The organism is Methanocalculus taiwanensis, from assembly GCF_024372745.1.
Classification (GTDB): domain Archaea; phylum Halobacteriota; class Methanomicrobia; order Methanomicrobiales; family Methanocorpusculaceae; genus Methanocalculus; species Methanocalculus taiwanensis.
Map to the genome: position 1 here is coordinate 77,967 of NZ_VOTZ01000002.1, position 14,605 is coordinate 92,571.

Annotated in this window: 14 protein-coding genes; 5 read left to right on the forward strand and 9 right to left on the reverse strand. The window is 51.6% G+C overall.

The genetic code is table 11. The features are described from left to right. Nucleotides 1-2: 2 nt before the first annotated feature. From pstB to FTO68_RS01280, 4 genes are read left to right on the forward strand one after another with little or no spacing between them, the layout of a single operon-like run. Nucleotides 3-767: a phosphate ABC transporter ATP-binding protein PstB gene (pstB, locus tag FTO68_RS01265; protein WP_255331542.1), complete on the forward strand. Its 765-nt coding sequence runs from the start codon at nucleotides 3-5 to the stop codon at nucleotides 765-767. Between the two features lie 2 nt (nucleotides 768-769). Next, the gene (locus tag FTO68_RS01270) at nucleotides 770-1,498 is read left to right on the forward strand and encodes a phosphate signaling complex PhoU family protein (RefSeq protein WP_255331543.1); all 729 of its coding nucleotides are present in this window, start codon (nucleotides 770-772) and stop codon (nucleotides 1,496-1,498) included. Nucleotides 1,499-1,538: 40 nt separating this feature from the next. Beyond that, a complete protein-coding gene (locus FTO68_RS01275; protein WP_255331544.1) occupies nucleotides 1,539-4,097 on the forward strand; it encodes a U32 family peptidase in 2,559 nt (852 codons plus the stop codon). Further along, nucleotides 4,094-4,732, forward strand: coding sequence for a type I 3-dehydroquinate dehydratase (locus tag FTO68_RS01280; protein WP_255331545.1), 639 nt, complete (start codon nucleotides 4,094-4,096; stop codon nucleotides 4,730-4,732). Before FTO68_RS01275 ends, FTO68_RS01280 begins: the two co-directional genes overlap by 4 nt. On the opposite strand, the gene FTO68_RS01285 is transcribed toward FTO68_RS01280, so the two are convergent. Genes FTO68_RS01285 through FTO68_RS01320 form a run of 8 tightly spaced genes read right to left on the reverse strand, consistent with a single transcriptional unit; the run spans nucleotide 4,719 to nucleotide 12,492 of the window. Beyond that, the gene (locus FTO68_RS01285) at nucleotides 4,719-5,711 is read right to left on the reverse strand and encodes a chorismate synthase (protein ID WP_255331546.1); all 993 of its coding nucleotides are present in this window, start codon (nucleotides 5,709-5,711) and stop codon (nucleotides 4,719-4,721) included. The two genes, FTO68_RS01280 and FTO68_RS01285, sit on opposite strands and share 14 nt — an antisense overlap. Continuing rightward, nucleotides 5,708-7,048 (reverse strand): shikimate dehydrogenase, encoded by a 1,341-nt coding sequence (gene aroE / locus FTO68_RS01290; protein WP_255331547.1) that lies wholly within the window; start codon nucleotides 7,046-7,048, stop codon nucleotides 5,708-5,710. The genes FTO68_RS01285 and aroE overlap by 4 nt, the downstream gene beginning before the upstream one ends. Further along, a complete protein-coding gene (gene aroA, locus FTO68_RS01295; protein ID WP_255331548.1) occupies nucleotides 7,030-8,313 on the reverse strand; it encodes a 3-phosphoshikimate 1-carboxyvinyltransferase in 1,284 nt (427 codons plus the stop codon). The genes aroE and aroA overlap by 19 nt, the downstream gene beginning before the upstream one ends. Then, on the reverse strand, nucleotides 8,310-9,101 hold the full coding sequence (locus FTO68_RS01300) for a prephenate dehydratase (protein ID WP_255331549.1): 792 nt from the start codon (nucleotides 9,099-9,101) through the stop codon (nucleotides 8,310-8,312). The genes aroA and FTO68_RS01300 overlap by 4 nt, the downstream gene beginning before the upstream one ends. Then, the gene (locus FTO68_RS01305; RefSeq protein ID WP_255331550.1) at nucleotides 9,095-9,949 is read right to left on the reverse strand and encodes a prephenate dehydrogenase/arogenate dehydrogenase family protein; all 855 of its coding nucleotides are present in this window, start codon (nucleotides 9,947-9,949) and stop codon (nucleotides 9,095-9,097) included. The genes FTO68_RS01300 and FTO68_RS01305 overlap by 7 nt, the downstream gene beginning before the upstream one ends. After that, on the reverse strand, nucleotides 9,927-10,913 hold the full coding sequence (locus FTO68_RS01310) for a 3-dehydroquinate synthase II (protein WP_255331551.1): 987 nt from the start codon (nucleotides 10,911-10,913) through the stop codon (nucleotides 9,927-9,929). Before FTO68_RS01310 ends, FTO68_RS01305 begins: the two co-directional genes overlap by 23 nt. Then, nucleotides 10,910-11,695: a 2-amino-3,7-dideoxy-D-threo-hept-6-ulosonate synthase gene (locus FTO68_RS01315; RefSeq protein ID WP_255331552.1), complete on the reverse strand. Its 786-nt coding sequence runs from the start codon at nucleotides 11,693-11,695 to the stop codon at nucleotides 10,910-10,912. The genes FTO68_RS01310 and FTO68_RS01315 overlap by 4 nt, the downstream gene beginning before the upstream one ends. Nucleotides 11,696-11,697: 2 nt before the next feature. Then, the gene (locus tag FTO68_RS01320; RefSeq protein ID WP_255331553.1) at nucleotides 11,698-12,492 is read right to left on the reverse strand and encodes a 2-amino-3,7-dideoxy-D-threo-hept-6-ulosonate synthase; all 795 of its coding nucleotides are present in this window, start codon (nucleotides 12,490-12,492) and stop codon (nucleotides 11,698-11,700) included. 293 nt (nucleotides 12,493-12,785) lie between these two features. Between FTO68_RS01320 and FTO68_RS01325 the strand changes: the two genes are divergently transcribed. Further along, on the forward strand, nucleotides 12,786-14,168 hold the full coding sequence (locus tag FTO68_RS01325) for an MFS transporter (protein ID WP_255331554.1): 1,383 nt from the start codon (nucleotides 12,786-12,788) through the stop codon (nucleotides 14,166-14,168). A 7-nt stretch (nucleotides 14,169-14,175) separates the two neighbouring features. On the opposite strand, the gene FTO68_RS01330 is transcribed toward FTO68_RS01325, so the two are convergent. Beyond that, a complete protein-coding gene (locus tag FTO68_RS01330) occupies nucleotides 14,176-14,538 on the reverse strand; it encodes a hypothetical protein (protein WP_255331555.1) in 363 nt (120 codons plus the stop codon). Nucleotides 14,539-14,605 lie beyond the last annotated feature (67 nt).

The window sequence follows — 14,605 nt, forward strand, 5'->3', positions numbered from 1 at the left end:
CCATGAAACAACAGAATAATGCACTGGAGACACAAACACTCAATCTCTATTACGGATCAACACAGGCACTCATCGATGTCGATATACAGATCCCGAAAAACAAGGTCACCGCATTGATTGGTCCATCCGGATGTGGTAAATCCACGCTCCTCCGATGTTTCAACAGGATGAACGATCTCATCCCGGACTGTTCCTTATCAGGTTCAATACTCTATCATGGGGAAGAAATAACCGGACGATCAACCGATGTTGTGGAGCTTCGGAAGAGGATCGGCATGGTCTTCCAGCAGCCAAACCCCTTCCCGAAATCAATCTATGAAAATGTCATTTATGGACCGAAGGTTCACGGGATGAAAGATAGAAAAGAGCTTGATGCAATCGCTGAGAAGAGCCTGAAAGGAGCAGCTATCTGGGAAGAAGTGAAGGATCGGCTCCACGATGCTGCTCGTGGTCTCTCAGGGGGCCAGCAGCAGCGCCTCTGCATCGCACGGACACTCTCTGTTGATCCTGATATCATTCTGATGGATGAGCCCTGTTCGGCCCTGGATCCGATAGCAACAGCGAAGATAGAAAACCTCATCACCGAGCTTAAGGAAGAGTATACGGTTGTCATTGTTACCCATAATATGCAACAGGCAGCACGTGTATCAGATTACACCGGGTTTATGTACATGGGGAGATTAATCGAATTCGATACAACGTCGGTTATCTTCGAACGTCCAAAGGAAGAGCTGACTGAGAATTATATTACCGGGAGATTCGGATGATAATGATGAAAGATCACTTCCACAAAGAAATTGAGGAGTACCAGATATCGGTTTGGAAATACAGCATATTTGCGCTAAAGATGCTCCGTGATTCCTTTGAAGCATTCAGATCCCTGGATCGGGAGCTGGCATGTGAGATTGCCGGTGGCATGGAAAGCCACTGCATTTCCTGCGGCACTTCAGATGGGCAACCCGAGATGCATCAGCAGATAATGGTTCCAAGAAAGGTGTTACTGGGTCTAAAAAGCGACCAGCTCGAAGAAGAAGGGCTCATGTTAATTGCACTCAACCAGCCTGTGGCATCAGATCTCCGGACTATCTCCTGCTGTATGAACCTGATCAACTCATCAGAGAGGATCGGAAGATATGGAAAAGATATCTGCCATTGCACCTACAAGCTCCCTCGCGGCATTCACATTCATGATATGGTCGGGCTCCCGGAGATGGCTGCGCTCTCAATATCGATGCTTGAAGACGCAATCACCGCCTTCAGAACCCATGATCTTAGGATGATCAGTGGCTTCTCTGAACGTGATGATGTAATTGATCAGATGCGGTATGCCATCTATGAGGATTGTATCAGGATCATGGAAGAAGATCCAGGAACCATCCCCTACTGCGCAACATACCTCCTCATCGATCGGTATCTTGAGCGGTGTGCGGATCATGCATGCAAGACCGCCGAGAAGATCCATTACATGGTCACCGGTGACCGGGTCGATATCCGGTAATCCCCTCTTTTTATCTCCATCTGTGCCAAAAGTATGCATAATGGAGAGGAGGACCCACATCCCCGAGCTTCTGGCACCTGCCGGATCCCGTGAGGCATTTGAAGCTGCTGTTGCAGCAGGAGCAGACGCGGTCTACCTCTCAGGCAGCCGCTTCGGCGCACGGGCATATGCTGCAAACTTCGATGATGAGACACTTAAACAGGCCATACAGGATGCCCATGCCCGTTCAATACGAGTCTATGTTACCGTCAATACCCTCGTATCAGACGATGAACTGCCTGCTGTGGCCGAATATCTCCTCTTCCTCTACAAAATAGGAGCTGATGCTGTACTGATCCAGGATCATGGGGTGCTCTCGATTGCACGCCAGATTGTGCCAAAGCTCAACCTCCATGCCTCAACCCAGATGACGATCCATTCCATCGAAGGACTCAGGTATGCGAAAGCACATGGGATCAGCCGTGTCGTCCTGGCGCGGGAGCTCTCAATCGATGAAGTCAGGAGTCTACAGCATGAGGCAGAGGCGCTGGACATAGGGCTGGAGCTTTTCGCACATGGGGCCCTCTGCATGGGCTATTCCGGGCAATGCCTTCTTTCTTCAGTCATCGGCGGGCGAAGCGGAAATCGGGGTACCTGTGCCCAGCCATGCCGCCGGAAGTACATGCCGATCATCGGATCAGTAGATCGATTTGAGAGAATAATTCCGGATAGAGAGGAGAGAGATTGGGCATACCTCCTCTCACCCCAGGATCTCGCTACATATCCCCGGTTACCTGAGATGATGGATTTTGCGGCACTCAAGATTGAAGGGAGGATGAAATCCCCTGAATATGTGGCAACCGTCACCTCGATCTACCGGAAGGCACTTGATCAGATTCAATCCGGGATATTCTCACCCGATCCGGTGGAACTCCTCTCAGCACAGTTTGCATTTAATCGCGGCTTTACTGAGGGACATCTCTTTGGCGCAATTGGATCAGGATTTGTCTCTCTGGATCGCCCTGATAACCGGGGTGTCAGATTTGGAGCCGTCCAGTGGTATGATCGTGAGCGCGGGGAGGCAGTCATCGGGGATCTCATAGCGCCATACCCGGAGAGAGGGGATGGGATCGTCTTCTCAAAAGAAGGAGAGGAAGATATCGGCTGTGAGATCCGGACCAATCTTCGAATTGAAAGCGGACGGATGCGGGTGAGGGTCCCTGTTCCCGTGAAGAGGGGGATGGAGGTTGCGATCAACAGGCGTGCCTCTGTGGAGCAGGCAGCCGCAGCAATTATCGCAGGTTTTGGACGAGGAAGCGGCAGGAAGGTCAGGATATCGCTTTTCATTGGAATGGATGAGGGGTATCTCTCTGTGTCTGGACATCTCAGGGGGATGAAGGGAGAGGATCTTATAGTCACCGCACGGTCTGCCTCCCCGATGGCAGAGGCGAGGACACGGCCGCTGACTGCGGAAACAATCTCAAATCTCTTAACCCGCACAGGTGAGACACACTTTGAGGCTGTTATCGAAGAGCTGCACTATGATGGTGGGCTCTTCCTTCCCATACAGGAGATAACCGCACTCAGGAGAGAGCTTCTTTCCGAAGCAGAAAACGCCCTGATCCAATCTGCTGAGCCCGCTCCCGGGGAAGTGGAAGAATCAAGGAAGCAACTCGGGCTCTTTAGACAAGAGAGAAGAACCCCCGCTGTCAGGCGATCCGATCCCCCGGTGATCGCCACCTATGCCGACTCAATCGATCAGGTGAGGGGTGCACTTGCAGGCGGATGTAAAAGGATCTATTTTGAGCCCCGGGCTGCGCTTGCCTCATGTGGACGGAGGGAGAAATTAGAGATCCCGGAATGGCAGGCGGCAATCCTGGATGAACTCAGTGTAGTGAAGGAACTCTGCCATCATCATGATGCAGCCTGTTACTGGAAGTTTCCCGATATCACACGAAGGGAATTCCTTGATGCAGCCCTGCCACTTCTTGGGGATCTGTATGCTGCCGGAATCAATGGAGTGATGGTCGGTGGTGTGGGTATCTCTGAGGCAGTGCGGGCACGTGTTCCGGAGATGGCAATTGCCGGATCTTCAGCACTGAATATCACCAATCACTCTGCGCTGGAAGCACTCAAACCATCACACAACTCAGTTGCCCTCTCAAGAGAGATTTCACTTGCAGAACTTCAAAGCCTCTGTATCGGGGATGATGAAGTGGTTGAATTCTTTGTGCAGGGATCGGTCCCGGCGATGATCACCGAACACTGTATTGCATATGGTAGATACCCCTGTCCGTCAGGTACCGGATCGCATCTTGCAGCTATCATGGATCAGACAGGGCGATCATTTCCGATCAGGGTGGATGGCGGGTGCAGAACAATTATAGGAAATGCCGTTGAGACCTGCCTCATCGATCATCTGGATCTGATCCTTGATGCCGGAATTGCAATCCTCGGAATTGAACTCCGCTCCAGAACTGAAGAATATGCCGCGGCTATATGCCAGGCGTATATCTCAGCTCTTTCAGGAGGCACCATCGATCAGCTCAAAGATGATATCCGCTTAATTTCATGGGGTGGAATCACAACAGGCCCCTTTCCTGGCGGTGGTTTCAGATGAAGTATATCATATCAATCAATGACCTCTCTCAATTTGATGTCGCAGCAGCAGAAGATCCCTGGGCGATTGAGCTGCGGCTTGACCTGATGGAGGCCTGCACGCCAGCAGACCTTCAGGCAATCAGATCCGGATGGAATGGGCTGCTGCTCCTTACAATCAGGAGTACTGATGAAGGTGGCCGCTTTGCCGGAGATGCAGATGAATGGAAACGCCGCATTGAACTCCTCCTTCCCTATGCAGATATGGTGGATATCGAGCGGCGGTTCTCTCTTCATGCAGACTGGGTACGGTCACTGAAGAAGACGATCATCGCCTCATATCATACTGAAGAGATGCCAGATTCCGATCAATTCTCTCTCTGCGAACAAGAGCTCCGAACATATGGTGAGATACCAAAGATCGTCGTCTCCCCAAAAAAGAACGAAGATGCAGTTACACTCCTTGGATATACCATTGAAGCGGAAAAACCGATCTGCGTATCGATTATGGGCTCCGGGTATGCATGGCTCAGGCCCCTGCTCCTTGTTATGGGATCAGGATATGCCTATTGCCATGCCGGGAATGCGACTGCTTTGGGGCAGTACCATATCAGGGAGATGAGAGAGATTATCAGGCTCCTGCTCAAAAGCCAGTGAACCTCTTCTGCATCAGAACTGCATCTATAAGCACGAGTGCAAGCATGCATTCGGCAACGACAAGGACCCTTGGCACAATACAGGGGTCATGACGCCCCCTTATTGATATCTCGACCTCCTCACCCTCCGAATTGATCGTCTGTTGCGGAAGCGAGATCGAGGGTGTCGGCTTGACAGCACACCTGATAACTATTGGGTCGCCATTGCTGATGCCACCAAGGATACCTCCGGCATGGTTTGTGGCAAAGCCGCTCTTTTGCATGGGATCATTGTGCTCACTCCCAGACATCCGTGCAGCAGCAAACCCTTCCCCGATCTCAACTCCCTTGATCGATCCGATCCCCATCATCGCACCTGCAATGGCAGCATCCAGTTTTCCAAAGACCGGATCCCCAAGCCCTGTAGGGCAACCCTCAGCAAAAAGCTCGATGATGCCGCCGACTGAATCGCCGCGCTCCTTTGCCACAAGGATCTCCTCTTCGAACTGATCGGGATTGGAATTTCCATGAATCTCCAGTATGCGGGATCGGATCGAGATCCCCTGATTGAAAAGGCACTGGAATGCAACTGCACCCGCAGCCACACGTGCCGCCGTCTCCCGCCCTGAGCTCCGCCCGCCACCCCGGTGATCGCGGTGCCCGTACTTCAGATGGTACGTGTAATCCGCATGTCCCGGACGGAATACCGATCTGAGAGAGTCGTAATCACCGCTTCTCTGTGCAACTGATGGAATCAGTATCGCTATCGGCATCCCGGTGGTTCTGCCTTCAAATACTCCGGAGAGGATCTCCACATGATCCGGTTCTGCCCGTGGCGACATGGTCGAATCCCGGCCCGGCCGCCGCCGTTCCATGTATGGCTGAATCAGATCTTCTGTGAGCGGTATGCCCGGAGGGCAGCCATCCACGACCACTCCGAGTGCAGGGCCATGGCTCTCGCCGAATGTGGTGCAGGAGAAGAGGCGGCCGAAGGTATTCATGAGAGCACCTCGCGGATCCGTTCAATTCCGGGATCGATTCCCGTGAATAGTATAAACTGGGCGCGTGCCTGATGGATGAACATCTCTGTCCCCGATATAATACGGCACCCCGCCGCTTCAGCCTCCCTGAGAAGCGGGGTCATCGGGGGAGTGTAGACAAGATCAAAGACTGTGACACCGGGTTTCAATAATCCGGATGGAACCGGAGAGTGGTCACGCTCCTTCATCCCGACAGGGGTCGCATTGACGATTAGATCGGCGTTTATCGAAGAGGAGAGCGGTGCACTCCTGCATCCAAACCGCTCTGCAAGCACCTCACCACGCTTTTCTGTTCTGTTTGAGATGGTAACATCCATCTCAAGCGATTGAAGGGCATAGACTGCGGCTGCGGCTGCTCCCCCTGCACCCACCACCAGGGCATTCCCTCCACGAAGATCACGTATGGGGGAACAGATGCCGATCCAGTCAGTATTGTGTCCATAGAGCCGCCCGTTACAGGATAAAACAGTATTGACGGCGCCAATAGCATGAGCATCCGCATCCGGCTCATCGATACAGGAGATCATCATCTCTTTGAATGGAATCGTGACAGATAGCCCTTTCGCTCCAAGGCCACGCATTATCCGGATTGCATCCTCTGCCGAATTCGCCGGGAGAAAGAGATATTTTCCGGGTATTGCATACTCGGGGAATAATGAATTGTAGAGGTGGGGGCTCCGGCTATGGGAGACAGGGTTTCCTGTGATCCCAAAGATAAGCGGGCATTTGATGAGATTATCCTGGGTATCCTGGTTGATTGCTGCCAGGGTTTCAGCAAAGAGTTCCGGATTCCGTCTTCGCATCCCATTCAGATGGATGATCCTGGCTGCGGCTTCATCAGTCCTGAGCGAGCCGGTGTCAATGCAGAGATCGGCCAGACCGCGAAATACCGGCATCCGCACCCCGGCAAGATGGCGAATCTCATCCAGATCCGACAGATGGGTGAGTGCCGGACGGCTGCTCCCCTGTATCCGGGAGTGAAGGATTTCTTCATCTGCTGTCAGGAGGATGATGTGTGATCGCCTTCGGAGCCTGCGAGTATTCTCCGGATCCATCACCGCACCGCCACCAGTGGCGATAACAGCAGGCCCATCCGGAAGCGATGAGATCACTTCCCGCTCCATCTGCCGGAATATAACTTCTCCAGAATATGAGAAGATCTCCGGGATGCTCCGCCCTCCCCTCTCCTCAATTAATCTGTCCGTATCATACAGAGGAATTTGGAGTTTTTCTGCCATTTTCCTCCCGATAGCAGATTTTCCAGATCCCCGAAGCCCGATTAAGACATACCGTTCCATAGGTCCGCACCTTTCAGGACATCCCAGAATTTTGGATATGATTTACTGACACATTCTGCATCCAGGATTGTTATGTCCCCAATACCAAGGCCAAGGATTGCTCCGCTCATCGCAGTCCGGTGATCATTTGCCGGATCGATTATCCCTCCGTGAAGTTCCCCGGGAGTGATTGTCATAGAATCCCCGGTTGTAGCTACACCGGCCCCAAAACCAGACAATACCTGTTCGATTGCCGCTATCCTGTCACTCTCCTTATGCCTGAGATGTGAAATCCCCCGGATCATCGTCGTGCCGCTGGCAAACGGTGCCACTGCTGCTAATGTCTGGACGGTGTCTGGCATCCCGGACATGTCACAGGTGATCCCGGTGAGCGGGCTATCCCGGATGAGGTGGTATCCGTCCTCAAGAGAGGAGATCGTGCATCCCATATCCCTCAGGAGAGAGAGGAACTGCCGGTCTCCCTGAGGAGATGTTGGTTTCAGGTTTGTTACCGCAGCCTCCCCCCCGCAGACCGCTGCGATCGCAAAGAAGTAGGACGCAGACGAGTAGTCGCCTTCAACCTCATAGCTTCTTCCTGCAAATGGCTTCCCGCATCCAACCTGGAACGTTTTCACTGCATCGACGTTGACAGATATGCCAAATGAAGCCATAAGGTCGAGGGTAATATCGAGGTAGCTGGCAGATACAGACCTACCCCGGAGCGAGATGTGGAGATCCTCCTCAGCATATGGTGCTGCCATTAATAGCGAGGTGATGAACTGGCTGCTTATCTCAGGAGATATCAGAACGTTCCCACCAAGAATCCGCCCCGATACTTCAATCGGAGGATAGCCGGTTCTGCCAAGATACCTGACCTGCCCCCCGATTGCATTCAATGCAGAGACGAGATCTCCAATAGGACGCTCACACATCCTTTCGCTTCCTGTTAGGATCACAGGCCGATCCGCAAGCAATGCAACCGAGGCGAGGAGCCGCATGCTCGTCCCTGAATTCTTCAGATCAATTTTGATCTTTTCTCCCGGATGGAGAGCGCCTCCGGTCCCGTGAATGATGATTCCATTTTCGCTCTCCTCAATTGTAACACCCAGCTGTTTGAGGGCATTGAGGGTGAGGAGGGTGTCTTCTGCAATCAGTGGTTCAATGATGTTTGAATCACCTTCTGCCAGAGCGGCAGCTATGAATGCCCGGTGTGTATAGCTCTTCGATGGCGGAGCCCTCACCTGTATCTCAACCGGTGTATTCATCTTCCTGAGTTTTACGATCATATCTGCACCAGAAGCTTCGGATAACAACCAAATTCCCGGATGGGAACGGTCTTCTTTAATTCATTGATAGCATCCTCTGCCAATGCCCCTGCCTCAAAGTCAAGGAAGAACCGGTAGCTGCCTATCCCCCTTCCTGAAGGTCTTGATTCGATCCGGGAGAGGTTGATCTTTCGTTCAGCAAAAGGGCTCAGCAATGCATGGAGAAGACCCGGAACATCCTTCATGGGATCTATCAATACACTGCATTTTACGGCATCCTCTCCCGAATATCCATTCTTCTCGATCCTGATGAAACGGGTGGTATTTGTAGTGCTGTTCTCGAGGTTGCGGAGGATAATTGGAATCCGGTAATATGCTGCCGCAGCCTCAGAGATGGCAGCAGCAGCCTGCCTGTTCTCTTGTGCCTTAAGCGCACTGGCTGCATTACTGCTTGTATGGATCACCGGCAGATCCAGGCGATCGAATGCCTCACTGCATTGCTCATGTGTCTGGGGATGCGCATATATCTCTGTCACCTCTTCTATTGAAACAAATGAGGCAAGGGTATGGTGTACCGGGAGGTAACATTCCCCGGTGATCTTCACGTCATATCGGCAGAGCCCATCAAGGGTCGGGCCGACACCACCTGCCTCACTATTCTCTATCGGCACAATGCCAATTGCCTCTCCTTTCTCAGCAAGCACAAAGACCGCCGATATGGTCGGAAGAAGGAGCGGCTCGGCTCCGGTCAGTGCAACAGCTACCTCATGGCTAAAGGTTCCGGCAGGTCCAAGGACTGCGATCACCATTCGTTCACCACCTGATCGAGGAGGTGGTCGGTGAGTGGAATAGCATCTCCAGTAAATGAGGATAAGAAGGCAGCATTCTTCTCAAAAACCTGCCTGAATTCTATTGGATCATGCCGGATTATCATATTCTGCATCTCCTCAACAGCTGCAAAATAGGCAGATATCGCTTCTTTAACTGAAGGATTATCAAGCAGAATTCCTCCATACAGGCTGCTGTCCTGTGAGAGTGTCCTTGCCATGAATGCAAATGTTGCATGGGCATTTGGAGTGGCAAAAGGGAGGAGTTCCTCTGGTGTGCAATTCATGCTCCTGAGCGTCTGAGCCAGGGCAATGCTCTGGAGATGAATAACCCCCTGTGTGACTGCCATTGCCCTGTCATGCTCTTTGGGGGTTGTCAGGTGAACCTGCATGCCTGCCTCTTCAAATATCCCTTGTAGCCAGATTTGTGTCTCTGGATCCGCCCTCGCAGGGGTCATAATCAGCTTCTGATGTTGTATTGTTGCCATATTCGGGCCAAAGAGCGGATGCAGGCCGATCACCTGGGCAGCTGATTCAAGCATAGCTGCAACCGGCCTCTGCTTGATGGAGGTGAGATCAGCAATAAGCTGGTCATTCTCAAGGACCGGTGCTAAAGATCTGATCACCTCCTCTGTTACGGAAATGGGAACGGTGATCAGCACAACTCCGCATCTTCTGGCTAGCTCCTGATACTCAGAAGCGGGAGCTCTGCCGATCACCTCCACAGAGCAGCCAAACACCTCAAAGATCCTTCTGAAGAGAGACCCCATCCGGCCGGTTCCGCCGATTATTCCAACGGTGCGCCCCTCATCTCTCAAGGATGGTCTCATCGATGGCAACTCCAAAATGCCGTCCTCCGGTCATCAGATGCCCAAGCACCAAATCCCCCTCTTTGAGTTCAACAATGCTTCTTGCAACACCATCTTCTCCGACAAGCCTGACCGTCTCTGCATTCTGGATGACAGCACTTGCGACCCGCCCCTCATACTCTGCCTCCACAAGAATGAGTGGGCGGCGCTCGATCTTCACGCGCCCGACAGAGACCGTCCGGATCTGCCCGGCGCCTGTGACTGCGCATCCGGTCTGCCCGGATCCAATCTCAGAGAGGTAGCGGGTCTTCCCATCAGGCGAGAGGATGTACATGTGTACTGCTCCTGCATTCACCCTGAATGGACGGGGAGAGACATAGGGATTCTCAAGGGTCTCAGCAGCAACGAGGAGGAGGGCGGAAGAGGTATTCCCAACCAGCATCCCTTCTCCTTCATCAAAGAGGGAGCAGGTATCTATACAGACCCTATCCCCTACACCAACCGGCACAATCCTGGTAATTGTCAGGGGAATAAGGGGGATGGTACCACCATCACCTTCAAGAAGTGTAGCTACCGCGCGAATTTGCTGTGGATCCTGTGATGCGAGAAGGATCCCGCCAACACCCTTCTCGAGGATGCCCAGAGCCAGTGCTGCCTCCCCTGCATCAGTGACTTCTGCGATGATCCGATCTGATACAGCTACAAGATTTTCAAGAGGGATTACGGTCCAGTCGGTTGTGCTGACAACGACACGGGCCGTTTTTGCATATTCGGCCGCCCGCTCTTCAGTTGCCTTGTCTCTGATCTCAATTCTGTGAAAATCCTTTCCTTCAATTAGATCGCCATCAGAGGATATGATGGATATTCTTGCGAGATTCGAGGCCTCTTCCCTGCTATTGAGGAGAAGCGCCGTTGCCCCTCCCTCAATTGCAGCAAGTGCAGCTTCTTTGTTCCAGGGACGGATATCGACCCAGAACTCTTTCATGAGAGCCTCCCAAGAACCTTGCCCGGGTTTTCACGATCATGCACAACCCGGCAGATTGAACCAACAAAGGAGGTGGTATTCTCTCTCTGGAATGCATTCCTACCCATGCAGACCCCGGCACCACCTGCGCCGATTGCATCATCGATCATCATCAGCGAGTCGATATCCCCTCCTTTCTCACCACCGGCAACAAGCACGGGAACCGAGCAGGCTGCGACGATCTGTGCAAACGCGTCTTTATCTTTTGGGTAATTCGTCTTAATGAGATCAGCACCAAGCTCTTCTGCCACCCTGACACAATGGGCTACTGCACGGGGATCATTTGGATCAATCCCTTCTCCACGCGGGTAGATCATGATCAACAGTGGAATACCCCACCGGCTACATTCTCTGGAAACCATGCCGGCTGCCTCGATCATCCGGGATTCCTGGGGGGCACCAAGATTGATGTGGATTGATACCCCGTCAGCGCCAAGAGTGATGGCCTCTTCAACAGTACATATCAGGACCTTGTCATTTGGATCAGGATTCATGGAAGTACTTGCTGAAAGATGCACTATCAGGCCAATATCTCGGCCATGCCTCCTGTGTCCTCCTTTGACCATCCCTTTATGCAGTATAATGGCATTTGCTCCCCCGGCACTCACCTCATCGACCACCTTCTGCATATCAAGCAATCCTTCTATCTGTCCGAGGGTAAATCCATGATCCATCGGGATAATAACCGCCCGTCCGGTGTTTCGATCCATAATTCTTTCAAGACGTATCTCTTTTCCGATCATATTCAGCTCCCCCTTACTATCTCCAGAGCCTCTTGTGCAGTTCTCTTCTCCATCAACACCGCCCGTGCCGCATGCAGGAAGGCTCTTGGATTTTTATGCTGGAATACATTTCTTCCGATCGAGATCCCAGCTGCACCTCCAATCATAGACCCTTCGATCACCTTCAGCATCTCCAGATCATTCATCTTAGAGCCCCCGGCAACAACAACCGGTACGCTGCACCCCTCTGTTACCTCGCGGAATGAATCCGGATCTCCAGTGTACACCGTCTTCACAATATCAGCACCAAGCTCTGATGCCACACGTGCGGCAAGCTTTACGTATTCGCATCCGTTTTCTTCAGATATCTTCCTCCCCCTCGGGTACATCATTGCGAGTAGGGGCATTCCCCATTCCATACATTCTATCGATATTCTCCCCAGATCTGCAAGCATCGATGCCTCAGAGTCGGCACCAATATTTACATGCACCGAGACCGCATCTGCTCCCATCTTCAGTGCCTGGGTGACAGTATTCACGATCACCTTGTTGTTTGGATCAGGTCCAAGCGAGGTGCTGGCGGAGAGGTGCAGGATCAACCCGATGTCCTCTCCTGATCGACGGTGCCCGTGTAGTGCGAGGCCGACATGGCCAAGGACTGCGGTTGCCCCGCCTTCTGCAACTGCATCAACAGTTCCACAGAGGTCTATTAAGCCCGTAATAGGACCCTGCGATACCCCATGGTCGAGCGGGACGATGATCATCTTCCCTGACTTTCGATCCATGATCCGTTCCATGCGAATATCTTTTCCATGCATAGTATAACCACAACACACATACTGCCTTCTGACACCAGATTAAACGTTGGTGTCCTCAGGCGTAGCTAAAAAAACGATAAAAACCAAAGAAAGCCTCCGCTTTGGAGGAAGACTTCAGAAGAATGTCTGCGAAAACGGAAGATGCTACGCTACCGGAGATAAAAGCATTCACCGGCGAAAAAACATCCACCACGCATTATACTAGTGTTGTCGTGAACACTATAAAAAGATGTGGGTGGACAGGATACCATGGATTAATCGTTTCCGAATTCATACACCTTTATTGATTTATTTTGGAAGACTCATTAGACAATCGTTCATGGCTGCGCTTAATCCTTATTATTTCGACACTGGGATCATTTCTGACACCATTTATCGGCTCAATGGTCAATCTCGCCCTCCCGCAGATTGCAACAGAATTCTCAGCTGATGCAATCCAGATCGGCTGGATTCCTACGATATTTTTATTGTGTTCGGCTATGTTCCTGATCCCTGTTGGAAAGCTGAGCGATATTTATGGGAGGAAAAAGATCTTTCTTATCGGAATCACAATCACCGGAATTACATCATTTCTCATCCCGTTCTCCCCTTCATTTCCATTTTTAATAGCGCTCCGTGGAATGCAGGGTATTGGAAGCGCCTGCATCTTCGGAACATCGGTTGCGATCGTCTCCTCAGTCTTTCCAAAAGAGCAACGTGGCAGGGCACTTGGGATCAATGTAACCGGCGTCTATGCCGGCCTCTCGCTTGGTCCGGTCATTGGGGGAGTACTTACGCATTATCTCGGGTGGAGGAGCCTCTTCTTCATTCTCGTGCCATTATGTATCTTCATCATCTTCGCTGTCACACGCTGGATAACTGTGGACTGGGCAGATGACGATGCACCTCCATTCGATCTTGCGGGGGCCCTTCTCTATGCAGGAGTGGTATTTTGTGGGATATTTGGGATCACCTCGATCACCTCATTGGAAGGGATGGTATCGATCATCCTCTTCTTCCTCCTCCTCCCAATCTTCCTTTCACATGAGATGCGGATACAAAATCCAATCTTCGATATCCGTATCTTCAAAAATAACCGTGTATTTACTTTCTCAAATATCGCAGCCCTGATCAACTATAGTGCCACATTTGCAATCGGATACCTGCTCAGCCTTTATCTCCAGATCATCAAGGGACTTGATCCACAATCTGCCGGACTGGTTCTTGTAAGCCAGCCGCTGATGCAGGTGCTCTTTTCTCCATGGGCAGGAAGGCTCTCTGATCGGATAGAGCCGCGAATCATCGCATCAGCCGGGATGGGACTGAATGCAATCGGCCTCTTTATTCTCGCAGGAGTCTCAGCAGATACAATGGTTCCGATCATCATACTGGCTCTCCTCTTCCTTGGCTTTGGGTTTGCCCTCTTCTCATCCCCAAATACCAATGCGGTAATGGGATCTGTTCAAAAGACAGAATATGGGGTTGCTTCTGGCACGATTGCGACAATGCGGCAGTTTGGAATGGTCATGTCAATGGGAATTTCCCTCTTTCTCTTCACCGTCTTCATTGGTGCTGTTACGATTGGAACTGAACAGGCACCGGGTTTTATTCTTGCCCAGAGATCGGCATTCATCATCTATGCAGTGCTCTGCATAATCGGGGTTGTGATCTCGCTTGCGCGAGGGCGAACCGGGTGAAACCACCTTATCGGATGAATTTTCGTACAAAGCCAGAGATAGCAAAGGCAGTTCCCATCATCCAGACCGAGAGAAAATCCTTTGCCACAAAGAAGAGCGATTTATCAGGATACTGATCATTCCGTACATTTCTGACTGAGAAATACGCAAGGAGGAACCATATCGATGCAACAGTGGTCTGGCCAATCACCGATATCCAGAGTCCAAGGGAAGCAAAGATAAAGCTGAGAATATATGCAAGAAGACTTGTAAAACTCGCAGTAAAGAAGTTCACCACCGCCCCCCGGCTAAGGACATCCTGAAGCTGGGGGAGAAGCATGACTGCAAGAAGGAAGGTGATGATCGTAATAGCAATATCCTGCCAGCTCATATGCTCTCCTGTAGTGTCGGGTTCGTATCCCTCAAACGGTATCTATCAGATTGTTTGAACGTTCTGG